Annotated in this window: 10 protein-coding genes; 8 read left to right on the top strand and 2 right to left on the bottom strand. The window is 50.2% G+C overall.

The genetic code is table 11. The features are described from left to right. The first annotated feature begins 71 nt into the window (after positions 1-71). The 6 genes from AC6CHM_RS05775 to AC6CHM_RS05750 all read left to right on the top strand — a co-directional run bounded on the left by AC6CHM_RS05775 (position 72) and on the right by AC6CHM_RS05750 (position 6,268). Positions 72-335, top strand: coding sequence for a hypothetical protein (locus AC6CHM_RS05775; RefSeq protein ID WP_115052638.1), 264 nt, complete (start codon positions 72-74; stop codon positions 333-335). A 206-nt stretch (positions 336-541) separates the two neighbouring features. Further along, entirely contained in the window at positions 542-1,978 is a 1,437-nt protein-coding gene (locus tag AC6CHM_RS05770) for a UbiA family prenyltransferase (protein ID WP_498172666.1), read from the top strand. Then, the gene (locus AC6CHM_RS05765; protein ID WP_498172342.1) at positions 1,975-3,297 is read left to right on the top strand and encodes an FAD-binding oxidoreductase; all 1,323 of its coding nucleotides are present in this window, start codon (positions 1,975-1,977) and stop codon (positions 3,295-3,297) included. The genes AC6CHM_RS05770 and AC6CHM_RS05765 overlap by 4 nt, the downstream gene beginning before the upstream one ends. A gap of 84 nt (positions 3,298-3,381) precedes the next feature. Then, positions 3,382-3,810 (top strand): EamA family transporter, encoded by a 429-nt coding sequence (locus AC6CHM_RS05760; RefSeq protein ID WP_498172341.1) that lies wholly within the window; start codon positions 3,382-3,384, stop codon positions 3,808-3,810. 13 nt (positions 3,811-3,823) lie between these two features. Continuing rightward, complete coding sequence (locus AC6CHM_RS05755) at positions 3,824-4,819, top strand: NAD-dependent epimerase/dehydratase family protein (RefSeq protein WP_498172339.1); 996 nt, start codon at positions 3,824-3,826, stop codon at positions 4,817-4,819. 12 nt (positions 4,820-4,831) lie between these two features. Further along, complete coding sequence (locus AC6CHM_RS05750) at positions 4,832-6,268, top strand: aspartate aminotransferase family protein (RefSeq protein WP_498172338.1); 1,437 nt, start codon at positions 4,832-4,834, stop codon at positions 6,266-6,268. 45 nt (positions 6,269-6,313) lie between these two features. On the opposite strand, the gene AC6CHM_RS05745 is transcribed toward AC6CHM_RS05750, so the two are convergent. Further along, positions 6,314-8,017: a hypothetical protein gene (locus AC6CHM_RS05745; protein ID WP_498172336.1), complete on the bottom strand. Its 1,704-nt coding sequence runs from the start codon at positions 8,015-8,017 to the stop codon at positions 6,314-6,316. Positions 8,018-8,395: 378 nt separating this feature from the next. Here AC6CHM_RS05745 and AC6CHM_RS05740 point away from each other — a divergent pair, with 378 nt between their 5' ends. Both AC6CHM_RS05740 and AC6CHM_RS05735 read left to right on the top strand, forming a co-directional pair. Then, on the top strand, positions 8,396-10,909 hold the full coding sequence (locus tag AC6CHM_RS05740; protein ID WP_498172335.1) for a GcvT family protein: 2,514 nt from the start codon (positions 8,396-8,398) through the stop codon (positions 10,907-10,909). A 123-nt stretch (positions 10,910-11,032) separates the two neighbouring features. Further along, a complete protein-coding gene (locus AC6CHM_RS05735; protein ID WP_115053258.1) occupies positions 11,033-11,884 on the top strand; it encodes a DUF1194 domain-containing protein in 852 nt (283 codons plus the stop codon). 5 nt (positions 11,885-11,889) lie between these two features. Here AC6CHM_RS05735 and AC6CHM_RS05730 read toward each other — a convergent pair whose 3' ends face one another. After that, entirely contained in the window at positions 11,890-12,888 is a 999-nt protein-coding gene (locus tag AC6CHM_RS05730) for a GlxA family transcriptional regulator (protein WP_115052644.1), read from the bottom strand. Positions 12,889-12,891: the final 3 nt, after the last annotated feature.

Raw genomic sequence — 12,891 nt, 5'->3', positions numbered from 1 at the left:
CCGCTATAACTGTTTGTGAAAGAGTAAGTTTGACTCTTGGTAACAGGGACGGTGGTAACACTGGAATGGATATGAACAAGGTTGCTATTGCTATTCTTATGAGTGCCATCTCTGCCGGGTCGGCTTTTGCCGCCAGTATCACAAATGGCGATTCATCTGCTCAGACAATTGTTGTCACGGAAGGTTCGAGCAAGACCGAGCTTCAGGTGGGAGCTGGCGAGACTGTCGATTTTTGCAGCAATGGTTGCTTTGTTACATTTTCCAATGGCGACCGTGAGGCATTGACCGGCGGTGAAACCGTCGAGATCAAAGGCGGCAAAGCCACCATCAAGTAGATTCTACAAATCAGATAACTATTTTATAGGCCGGCTGAGTCCTTCAGCCGGTTTTTTTAATTGTTGATTTACTGTCGCTATTACTTTCCCCGAAGAACTCGCCCCTGCTAGATAAGTTCATTGTTCATTTTATCTTTTACGGTAAGCACTGCACCAATGAATAATGTAAATGTCCCGCACGTGCAGGACTCCAGGGATTTGTCGTGATAGATTCTCCTTCGAGTAACAAAGGTTTGGACTTGGTCGTAGACCTTGATGGCACGCTGATAGCGACCGATCTTCTTTGGGAAAGTGTGTTTCAGTTACTGAAGAAGAATATGCTCTACATTTTTCTTTTGCCGGTTTGGTTACTCAAAGGGAAAGCAAATCTAAAACATCAGATATCGCAGCGCGTTACTATTGATCCCTCAACATTGCCTTATCGATCTGAGTTTGTTGAATATCTAAGGCAGGAACGCGATCAAGGCCGCAGACTGGTGCTCGCCACCGGTTCGGCACGCAGCTTCGCAGACAGTATCGCTGGGCATCTTGGGATATTCGATGCGGTTTATGCGACCGATGAAAACCGCAACCTGACGGCACACAAAGCAGCGTTTCTGTTGGAAACCTACGATAATGTGAAGTTCGCTTATGCCGGAAACAGTCGTGCTGACCTGCCGGTATTCGATGCAGCGAGCGAGGTCATCGTGGTCGCCCCGGATCGGGCAGCACGCAAATGGCAAAAAATGCATTCTACCCGGCTCTTCGAAGCACCCAAAACCAACTTCAAAACATTCCTGAAGATGCTTCGGGTCCACCAATGGATGAAGAACACGCTGATATTTGTTCCAGCCATTTTAGACCATATGTTGATGGAATGGCAGGTAATCGTAAATTCCATCTTTGCGTTCTTTGCGTTTTCCGCTGCAGCCTCGGCAATCTACATTATCAATGACTTGTTCGATCTTCCGCTTGACCGACAGCATGCCCGCAAGAAGAACCGTGCTTTCGCCAGCGGTGCTTTTTCTATTCGTTTCGGCCTTGTTGTTGCTGCGTCGCTTCTCCTGATAGCGGGGTTGTTCGCATCGCAACTGCACTGGACTTTTGGTGCCGTGCTAGCAGGTTATCTGATCACGACCACGGCCTATTCAATCTCAATAAAACGAATGTTGCTGGTGGATGTTTTTACCCTCGCAGGGCTATATACTTTGCGTATTCTTGCGGGTGCAGCGGCCAATCAGACTGAAGGCTCGTTCTGGTTGTTGGCATTTTCATCATTCTTCTTTTTGTCGCTGGCACTGGTGAAGCGATATGTGGAACTAAAAAATTCTGTCGTTGAGGAAAATAATCGCATTGCGGGCAGGGGATACCGGCGCGCTGATCGTGAAGTTATTGCTCAATGCGGAATCGCTTCGGCATTCGCTGCGGCCCTCGTTCTGGCGCTGTATGTGGACAGTGACGCCGTCGTAAGTCTTTACGCTTATCCATGGATGATCTGGCCGCTGTGCCCAATCGTACTCTACCTCAACATTCGCATCTGGATATTGGCATATAGAGGTGAAATGCATGACGACCCGGTTGTGTTTATCATATCGGATTGGCGCAGCCAGGTTGTAATAGCTATCGGAGCTGCTCTCCTTCTTTATGGCGGTATGCGCTCGTGACTGGAAATTATAACAGTTTTGGGTTGATCGACAGACGTCAACGTGTGGCTATTCCGCTTGAGCAAGCTCGAGAGCTTTTTGAAAACCAGCGTTATGACCCGGGCGGTTTTCTGGCGTTTGGCAATGGAAAGTCTTACGGCGACTCCTGCCATAATGATCAAGGAACGCTGATCGATATGCGTGCCAGCGATCAACTCATTGAGTTTGACACCAACACTGGTCGTCTGACGGCGCAAGCCGGAATAACGCTTTCCAGCATCATAACCATCGGAGCAAAGCACGGTTATTTCCTGCCGGTTACGCCGGGCACGCGCTTTGTAACATTGGGCGGTGCGATAGCCAACGACGTCCACGGCAAAAATCATCACCGGCGTGGAACGTTTGGCTGTCATGTTGAGCGCTTTGAGCTTCTCAGGTCAGATGGTTCCACGATCACATGCTCGCCCGAAACGAATTCCCGGCTTTTCGAGGCCACAATCGGTGGTCTGGGCCTGACTGGCGTCATTCTTGCTGCGACGGTTCAGCTTATGAAGGTCGGGTCTCTGGATGTCCTTGAGCGTATCCGCCCCTTTAGGAGTTTGGGAGAGTATTTCAGCCTTGCCGTTCAGGCCGATGCGGACAATGAATATTCTGTAGCCTGGGTTGATCAGCTGGCCTCTGGTGCTGATGCTGGCAGAGGCGTACTCATAAGTGGTAATCATGCTGACAATGGCAATTTCGCGGTGAGTACAAAACCCGGCCGGTTGAATGTACCATTCGACCTCCCGATTTCCGCGTTGAATTACCCCAGCCTAAAGCTGTTCAATGCCGCTTATTACAATCTGAAGGGCCGTCAACAGAAGTCAAATCTGAGCGGCTATCAAAACTTCTTTTATCCGCTTGATCAGGTTTTAAATTGGAACAGGCTGTACGGCAAAGCCGGTCTCTTTCAGCATCAAAGTGTCATTCCTGAAGCCGCGGCACCATCCGTAATACCAAACATGCTAAAAGCCACGCGCGATGCCGGGCAAAGCTCTTTTCTCACGGTGCTGAAAAGGTTCGGTGATATTCAATCTCCTGGAATCCTTTCCTTTCCTCAAGCGGGCTACACTCTCACCGTGGATTTCCCCAATCGCGGTCGCCGCACGCTTGGCTTGCTGGCTGAACTTGACCGGATGACAATTGCCAGTGGGGGGCGGGTCAATCCTTATAAGGACCAACGAATGAGCGCTGCGGTTTTCAAAGCCAGCTTTCCGCGCTGGAAGGAACTTGATCAGGAGCGGGACCCAGAAATCAATTCGAACTTTTGGCAGCGAACTGCCTTGGCTGGAGCAATGTGATGAAAGCATCAAACTTTAATAATGTGCTTGGTGTGTTCTCAAGACAGGATTGTTATCGATCGGGGGACATAAGGGGACATTTCAATGACTAAGTATATCCCGTTCATTCTGTTTACGGTGATGACAAACGCGGCTGCCCAGGTCCTGCTAAAATATGGAATGATAAGCTTGGGACCAATCAGCTTCAGTGCCGACACAATTATCCAACGCGTCTTTCAGATTGTATTCAATCCGTGGGTATTTGCCGGGCTTTTCATGTTTGTCATTTCCATGGCGTCCCATCTCTTTGTGCTTTCAAAGGTTGATCTTTCCTACGCTTATCCATTTCTAAGCCTTGCTTACGTCGTCGTGGCGGTCATCGCCTGGGCGCTGTTCAAGGAAGAGCTTGGAGCATACAAGCTTGCGGGAATTGCATTTATTATGGTGGGCACAATCCTTATCGCACAAGGCGGGCACGAGAGCGGATCGGCACTGGGTGCTGAGAAATCGTCAACGCTAAACACACCATCATAAGTGGAACCGAGGCATGAGACATATTATTTTTGGTGGTGACGGGTTTGTCGGGCGGCATCTCGCACCAAAGCTTGCGGCAGAAGGCGAAGAGGTGCTTGTCGCTGATATCGTTAAGAGCAGTCTGCCACATTACGGCGACGTCCAGTTCGTGCAATGCGATGTCACAGACACCAGTGCAATTGCCAACGTCGGAATTAAAGCTGATGACATGGTGTACAACCTGTCAGCGAAAATGCTGTCGCCGTTACAGGTCAGGGCAAAGCGACATGATTTCTTTTTCCCCGTAAACTACTACGGGACCGAAAATATCATCAAGGCTTTGGATAAGGCTGGCGCCAACAAGCTGGTGCACTACACGACGGATATGATTTACGGCCATACATATGTTTGGCCACAAACCGAGGAACATCCGGCTGCTCCACTTGGCGAATACGGATTGTCAAAGTGGAAGACAGAGGAACTGGCGATCGAGTGGCGCAAGCGCGGGATGAACATCTCCTTGTTTCGGCCCCGCTTGATTATCGGTCCCGGGCGGCTTGGTATCCTGGAAAAGCTCTTCAAGCTGGTGGATTACAATCTGCCTATCCCAATGATCGGTTCTGGCAAAAACCCTTATCAGTTCATTTCCGTGTTTGATTGCGCGGATGCGGCCTATGCAGGTTGGAAGGCAGGTGTTCCAAACGAAGCTTATAATCTTGGTTCACTCAACCCACCACCGGTTCGCAAGCTTCTGGGCGATCTTGTGAGGTTCGCTGATTCTAAATCATTGCTTGTGCCGACACCGGCTTGGGCAGTGAAACGCACGCTGGATTTTTTCGACATGATCAACATGCCCATCATGGATCCCGAGCAATATCTGATCGCTGATGAAATGTGCGTGCTTGATGTTTCGAAGGCGGAAAGACAATTGGGTTGGATTCCAAAGCATCGGGACGAGGACATGCTGATTGCGGCCTATAAAGAATACCGGCTGGTCAAAGAAGGCAAAGCGCCAATGGCAGCGCATTAACGGGGAATGGCGATGAGTAACGTTCAAGAAATGACAAAAGCCGATACGTCGGTTATCCGGCCGAACCTGTTGTCAGTCGATGATGCCAAGGCAATGACTTTGCCACGCATGACAGAAATCTTCACAAAGCATCTCAATCCGGGACAACTTCACTTCATGAAGTTGCTTGGCTTTCACAAGATCAAGATCGAACGGGCTGAGGGGATGTATTATTACGATCAGAACGGGCGAGCGATCCTCGATTTTTTCGGAGGATTCGGATCGCTTGCATTCGGTCACAACCACCCGAAGATCGTGGAAGCACGCAAAAAATTTCAAGATGAGAAGCGGCAGGAAATTGCAATCGCCTTCATGTCGCAATATGCCAGCGCGCTCGCTCATAATCTGGCAGCATGTTCGCCCGGCGATCTGGATATGGTATTTCTGGGCTCGTCTGGCTCTGAAGCGATGGAAGCGGCCATCAAGGTTGCCGAGCGTGCGGCAGGCCCAAAGAAACCCAAGATTGTTTATGCCGAAAACTCGTTTCACGGCAAGACCAAGGGCGTCCTGTCTATTACGGACGGTTCGCTTTACCGTGGCGAATTCAAGCTGGTTGACAATACGATCCGCGTGCCCTTCGGCGATATCAATGCCGTAGAAAATGCTTTCAAGTCGGATCCGGAGATTGGCGTCATTGTTCTGGAGACGATTCAGGGCGGCGGCGGCATTATTCAGGCTCCGAACGAATATTGGCAAAAACTACGAGCGCTTTGCGATCAATATGGCGTACTTTGGGTTGCCGACGAAGTTCAGTGTGGTTTTGGCCGATCCGGCAAATTCTATGCTTTTGAACATGCCGGCGTGGTTCCGGATGTCACCGCATTGGCCAAGTCGCTGGGTGGAGGCAAGGCGGCGGTCGGGGCGATGATCGCCCGGCGCGATGTCTATATGAAAGCCTATGGCACGCCGAAGACCGCTATGATCCATGCCATGGCCACTTTCGGAGGTATCGGGGAAGCATGCGTAACTTCGATCGAAGCGATAAATATTCTCTACGATGATAATCTGATCGCCAATTCAGCAGCGACGGGCGCTTATCTCCTGAGTAAGCTTGAAGAGTTGAAAGCAAAGCATCCAGCTATGATCAAGGATGTGCGCGGCAAGGGCCTTATGGTTGGCCTGGAGTTCCATGACTTCTCCAAAACCGTTCCCATTGTGTTGCGCCCCGTACTGGCCGTACTCGATGATAAGCTTAAAGGTTCGCTTCCTGGCTTTATCGGAAGTCATTTACTGCGCGACCATGGCGTGCTGGTTGCCTTCACCGAGTACAATCGCAATGTTGTCCGACTAGAACCTCCATTGATATGTGAGCGCGAACATGTCGATGAATTCATCAAGGCGTTGGATGAGGTTCTTTCACGTGGGATTGTGCGAATTGTGAAGGATTTCGTGAAAGCCCAAGTGAAATAGCCGCCGCGATAATTCTTTAGGGAAGCCGGCTTTGTCCGGCTTTTTCTATTGGGTTGGTAACCTCATTCCTGATCTGAGCAAGAGATCCCAACACTCGTTGAGTTTGATGATTGTCCGATCGTCCAGCGCTTTGGCGTAGATGTCTTGTAGTTGACGCCGCGCTGTTGTTGTCGGGCAAGTCGGCCGTAGTACACCGTCTGTGGCGCGCACAGAAGCTTCTACCAACGGCGTGAGCGTCCCGACTGTGCGGAATGGATCTGCACCAATTTGAATATGCCGCGTGGCATCCCGATCCAATATCCAGGGAAATGGATCAGTGAAATCAAGGTTCATCAAGCTATTGAGACGTATATTGTTTGTAGTCTCAAATTGCTTGATGGCTTTAACCGCATGGTCGACCGATAAAAGCCAGTACATCTGATAGTCAAGCTCGGCATAGAACCGCCAGCTGGGCAATTGCCCTTCATCAGCTAGCTGCTGATAGGACTTCACGTTTTGCGTATAATGGTCTTCCAGCAATAGAGCTCGGTCCATTATATCTGCACGCGTCGAAACCAGTCCCATTGTTTTTAATTCGGATACTGGGGCAGGGATATAATTGGGGGCAACGGCGACAAAACGCAAAGTGCCGTGGATGACCTTCGTTACCGTGGGAATGGTAGTGAAGGCGATAAGGCAAAAGATGATTAGCCGTTTTTTTTCGTCAAATGCCGTCGACTTGTAAATCATCGCCAGCAAAACCGGCCAAAGGAAGATAAACTCCTGACTGCCCGTGTTTTGCGTCTCAAGGAATGTCCCTGCAACCATTAAGACGCTGACCCATAGCCAATCCCGGTCGAGAAAAGACCTGCTTTTCTGCGACATTGTTGTTTGGGAATGGCCGCGCCAATCAAGCCAAAACAAAAAGATGATCAGACCGGCTGCAGCAATTATAACGTCGAGTTTATTCGAAAAGACCGTCAGAAAACGTGAAATCAATAGTCCTTCGTTCAAACTGACCAGCGCAATGATGTTTGCGATATAGGATGAGACCATTCCGTTATTGAGCTCAAGTCCCGCTAAGACAATCATGAAAACCGCGAGTGCCAGCATTACATGGCGTAGCAGGAAACGGCCTGTAAGTACGGCAAAAAGGCCAATCATTCCCCCCGCAAGAAATCCCGTGATCTTCGTGAAAAAAAGCGCAAGCATCGCCAGCGCCGCAATAATTGCTAAGGTGCGACCTCTCGGCAAAAATATAAGCGCGCTTGTTAAGATGTAGAGAAATAAAGACGTGTGGCGATTGTAGATGCCAAACCCACTCACGCCTGGATAGGAATGAAAGGCTTGAGTATTCATAGGACAAAGCGCAAAAATCAGAAAAGGTATTAGGATAGCCATAGCTAATTTGCGATTGTCTTTATCTACCACGGCAATAACTGCCGCCATCAGCGGCATTGCTGATATCAGGACAGACCATTGCGCCAGCAATGTCGGTTGCCCAGAGGGAAAAAGCGTTTGCAACCAATAAAACTGATAATATTCCATAGCGCCGACGGGGGCTTGAAAATCGACGGCGGGAATTTGTCCGAGCTTCAACCGCTGTGCTGCGTCCAGATATATGTAGGTATCCCAGTACATCGGGCCGATGGGAATAATGAGCGGTAAGCTCAGTAGAACGCAAAGAACCAGTGCAGTTAGAAACAGCAAACTCAATGGCGAAAAAAACCACGTAACCGATTGTTTCCTGCCCGTTGTCAAATCCACCATTTGCTTTCGCTTCAGTTCGTTCACTTTTTACAATTGATGATCAGGATCGCGTCAATTTTGCCCGGCAGCTTTGTCGCAAAGGCTTGCAAATGGATCACGGTCCCTTCGCCTTTGCTCATCTTGTCCAAACGAAAAAGCCTTGTACCATTTCACCGGGATTAACAGCTTATGACCCTACCCTTCAGTTCTCCATATTGCGTTAAATTGTATGGCTGATCTTCAAGTTTTTTAGTTAAGGCAGGCAGTGTTTACTATGCGTCGCGCCATGTTTTGGGCATGTCGCAAACAGGCCTTAGCAATGGACACGCAGAACGGCATAGTGCAAAAAATCATAGATGCCGTTCGAACCCCTCGATCGATACCAAAGGATGTTTAGAAATGAAAACTGAGGCGCGTGTTGTCGTTATCGGCGGAGGTGTGGTGGGTGTTTCAACACTTTATCACTTGGCCAAAAAAGGCTGGAGCGACGTTGTCCTGATCGAACGGAAAGAACTGACTTCCGGGTCCACCTGGCATGCGGCTGGCCTGCTTCCGCTTTTTAACATGAGCTATTCAGTAGGCCAAATCCACAAGTACTCAGTAAAATTCTATCAGGAGCTGCAGGAAGAAACCGGTATGAATGTCGGTTTTACCAATTGCAGCAATATTCGTCTTGCCCGTACCAAGGATCGCTGGGACGAGTACATGTATTATGCCGGTGTCGCTGAGACGATCGGAGTACCGGTGAAGCTACTGACACCGGATCAGGTAAAGGAAATTTGGCCTCTCGCGGAGATGGACGGAATTTTGGGCGCGATTCAGCATCCCGAAGATGGATATATTCAACCGGCTGATCTGACACAGGCGCTTGCCAAAGGCGCACGCGATCGCGGTGCAACGATCTATCGTTATACGACTGTGCTCGGCATCGAACAGTTGCCGTCCGATAAATGGCTGGTAAAGACCGATAAAGGCGATATCACCGCGGATCACGTTGTGTCCGCCACCGGTAATTTTGCTCGAAAGACCGGTAAAATGGTGGGTCTCGACGTGCCGGTTATTCCGGTCGAGCACCAATACATTGTTACAGAGCCTCATCCTGCTATCGTTGAACGCAAAGCAAAAGGCTTACCGGAGATGGGCGTTCTGCGCGAAAGCGATAGTTCCTGGTATATGCGCGAAGAAAATGGCGGGCTTTTGCTTGGGCCATATGAGCGCGGCGCTCCGGTCTGCTATGTCGATGGACCTTCAGATGGCAGCGAATACGAGCTTTTCCAGGAAGATTTGGACAGGCTGGAGCCTTACATTGAAACAGCCATTGCGCGGGTTCCCGCCTTTGGCGAAGTTGGCATCAAGAAGGTCTATAATGGTGCTATTGCTTATACGCCAGATGGTTCGCCGATCATTGGACCTGCGCCCCGCCTGAAAAATTTCTGGCTCAATGAAGGTCATTCCTTTGGCGTGACTGCGGCTGGCGGCGCTGGCTGGCAGTTGGCAGAATGGATTGTGGAAGGCGAACCCTCAATCGATATGATGGGCGTCGATCCAAGACGCTTTGGACCCTACGCAACTGAGGGTTACCTCAAAGAAAAGAACGAAGAGGCCTATGCGGAAGTCTTCTCGGTTCATTATCCGGATGAAGAACGCGGTGCAGCGCGCCCCTTGAAGCGCTCACCAACCTATGAGCGCCAGAAGGAATTGGGTGCTGTGTTCGGGACTGTCTATGGTTGGGAACGCGCCAACTGGTTTGCACCGATAGAATATGAACTGGACGTCGCAAAGCTGGACAAGCCGAACGTCCTGATGAATCACAATCATCCCAAGCCGATAAACGGCAGAGTAAAGGAATTGTGGTCATTTCGCCGTTCGAATTACTTCGAACATGTTGGCCTCGAGATCAAGAACGTTACCAGCAATGTCGGCCTGCTCGATATGTCGGCGTTCGCTAAAATGGAAGTGTCGGGTCCTGGTGCACGCCAATGGCTTGATTCAATTCTGGCGAACCGCATCCCCAAAAAACAGGGACGCATCGCACTTTGCCATCTTCTGACGAAGCAGGGTGGCGTTCGCTCTGAGTTCACGGTCTATGAGTGGGTGCCTGGCAAATTCTATTTGGTCTCTGCCGGGGCATATGAGAACCACGATCATGATTATCTCTATAAGCTATTGCCGACCGATGGCTCAGTATCGCTACGTCCCATCACGTCGACCTATGGGGTTTTGGTTCTTGCTGGACCAAACAGCCGCAAGGTGCTTGAGAAGCTGACACGTGCAGATCTTTCCAATGAAGCATTCCCTTGGCTGTCCGGTAAAGAAATAAGCGTAGGCACTGCGACTGCTCATGCCCTCCGAGTTAATTTCGTCGGCGAGCTCGGATGGGAATTGCATCACCCCATCGAACAGCAGAGCGCCATATACGAAATGTTGCTTGAAGCCGGCGCAGAGTTTGGCATCAAGCCATTTGGCATCCGTGCCATGACTGCAATGGCCGTTGAGAAGTCCTACCGTCTCATCCCACGCGAACTATCCATTGAGTATAATGCCTTTGAAAGTGGACTTGACCGGTTTGTTCATCCGAACAAGGGTGACTTTATTGGTCGCGACGCTGTCGTGAAGGCACGTGAAGACGGCTTGAAATGGAACTTCGTTACCTTGGAGGTGCATGTACCTGGCGTATCGGATGTCGACGCAAGGGGCAGTGAACCAATTTACTCCAAAGGCGAACTCGTTGGACGTGCAACTCACGGTACTTACGGCTGGCGCTTAGGTAAAAGTCTTGCGCTGGCAATGGTAAAGCCGGAATATTCGGCTTTGGGTACAGAACTCGAAATCAAGATTCTCGGTAAGACTCACAAGGCTACGGTCATTCCGGAATCACCTTTCGACACTGAAAATGAACGACTGAAGGCTTAGTAACCTTCGTTGGAAAATAAAAATGGCGCCGTTTGGCGCCATTTTTATTTTGTGTTCATTCAACTGCGCGTGAACGAGTACAAACCCGCTTTGCGTTATTTCATTTTGCGGTACACTTTCCATATGTCATCACAAAAGAAAGCTCTTTGCGGTTTTCTGATACTGGCGGCGCTCTTGGCCAGTTCCTTGGCGCGCTCACAATCAAACGAAATTGATGTGGATGTAGAGCTTGTTCTTGCGGTTGACGCATCGCGCTCGATGCAAAGTTTTGAGCAAAAAATTCAGAGAGATGGTTACGTTGCGGCTTTTCGGCAAAGAGACGTGGTTCGCGCCATTCAGGAGGGCGTTCATGGCAAGGTTGCGATTACCTATGTCGAATGGGCAGGCTCGACAATGCAACGGGTCATCGTTCCATGGATGGTGGTGGACAGTACAGAATCTGCTGAAAAGTTCGCATCCCTACTTGCGGCGCCTATCCCAACAACACAAAGCAGGACGTCTATCTCAGGCGTCATCGACTTTGGCGCCACCCTTTTCGATGATAACGGTTTTAAAGGGTTGCGCCGTGTCATCGATGTTTCTGGAGATGGTGCAAACAATAATGGACGCCCCGTACTTGAAGCCAGAAATGATGCGACCGCAAAGGGTGTAACGATAAATGGATTGCCCCTTATGACCCGGGGCGATTTTTACTCCGATTGGGCCGTCGAGGATTTGGATGTCTATTACACAAACTGTGTCATTGGCGGGCCCGGTGCATTCATGATTCCCGTCAATTCGTGGGATCAATTTCCTGAGGCGGTAAGACGCAAGCTTGTCCTCGAATTAGCGGGAGGTGCATTCGATGTGCACAAGGTGGATTATCGCTCATCAGATATGCCTCCTATCTCGGTTGTACAGAACAAGCGGGAATACGACTGTTTGTCCGGAGAGCGAATATGGCAAAAGCGGATGCAGGACTGGGAGTCCCGCTAACCTGACTAGGCAGCCATAAGCTGCTTGCGATCAGCGCGCTCCTGTTGTGGCGAGCGCCCATATAGTTCGCGATAGCATTTTGAAAAGTGTGAGGCAGAAACAAATCCGCAAGCTACCGCGACTTCAACAATGGGCATTGACGATTGGATCAACAGATGGCGTGCACGATCAAGCCGGATTTCCAGATAGTAGCGAGCAGGGGAACGCCCCATTTCCTGGCGGAACAAGCGTTCAATCTGGCGGCGAGACAGGCCGACATGATCGGCAATTTCTATCAATGAAAGTGGCTCGGAAAGTCGCGCTTCCATCAGCTCGATAATCGTAAGCACTTTTGAATTTTGTACACCTAGCCGCGCACGGAGAGGCAGACGTTGGCGGTCATGCGGACTGCGGACTCGATCGGTTAGAGCCTGCTCGCAAACGCGGTTGACGATATTATCGCCAAAATCATCACCAATAAGTTTGAGCATCATGTCGAGCGCAGCAGTGCCCCCGGCACAGGTGTAAATATTGCCATCGACCTCAAAAAGATCGGCATAAACATCAGCTTTAGGAAAGGCTTCCGCAAAGCCGGGCAGGTTTTCCCAGTGAATGGCACAGCGCTTGCCTGAGAGCAGGCCAGCCGCAGCCAGTATATGCGCACCTGTACATAGTCCACCGACCGCGACGCCGCGGTTGAATTCCTCGCGAAGCCAGGCAAAAACGGACTTGTTCTGGAACTTTTCAACGTGAACGCCCGAGCAAACAAAGACCATTGATGGACGGTCTTCGCCGGTCAAGTAACGCCGCTCATCTTCAAGCGAGGAATTGGCGGCGCATTCAACGCCATTTGATGCTGTTACCGGCTTTGCATCCACCGATGCGAGGCGCCAACGATATGCCTCATATCCCAACATGCGATTGGCAATACGCAAAGGCTCAATCGCAGTCGCAAATGCGATCATAGAAAAATTCGGAACCAGAAAAAATACGAAAGAGCGCTTGGTGAGACCGACTTGATCCATGTT

This window comes from Phyllobacterium sp. GQ127, from assembly GCF_059758635.1.
The sequence above is the reverse complement of the archived record's forward strand: the minus strand, read 5'-3'. Positions and strand labels throughout refer to the sequence as shown.

What these genes read in the sequence shown, in the direction of transcription:
- AC6CHM_RS05745 (WP_498172336.1), bottom strand. Translation starts at nt 8,017, where the DNA reads ATGGTGGATTTGACAACGGGCAGGAAACAATCGGTTACGTGGTTTTTT.
- AC6CHM_RS05755 (WP_498172339.1), top strand. Translation starts at nt 3,824, where the DNA reads ATGAGACATATTATTTTTGGTGGTGACGGGTTTGTCGGGCGGCATCTC.
- AC6CHM_RS05750 (WP_498172338.1), top strand. Translation starts at nt 4,832, where the DNA reads ATGAGTAACGTTCAAGAAATGACAAAAGCCGATACGTCGGTTATCCGG.
- AC6CHM_RS05735 (WP_115053258.1), top strand. Translation starts at nt 11,033, where the DNA reads ATGTCATCACAAAAGAAAGCTCTTTGCGGTTTTCTGATACTGGCGGCG.
- AC6CHM_RS05730 (WP_115052644.1), bottom strand. Translation starts at nt 12,888, where the DNA reads ATGGATCAAGTCGGTCTCACCAAGCGCTCTTTCGTATTTTTTCTGGTT.
- AC6CHM_RS05760 (WP_498172341.1), top strand. Translation starts at nt 3,382, where the DNA reads ATGACTAAGTATATCCCGTTCATTCTGTTTACGGTGATGACAAACGCG.
- AC6CHM_RS05775 (WP_115052638.1), top strand. Translation starts at nt 72, where the DNA reads ATGAACAAGGTTGCTATTGCTATTCTTATGAGTGCCATCTCTGCCGGG.
- AC6CHM_RS05740 (WP_498172335.1), top strand. Translation starts at nt 8,396, where the DNA reads ATGAAAACTGAGGCGCGTGTTGTCGTTATCGGCGGAGGTGTGGTGGGT.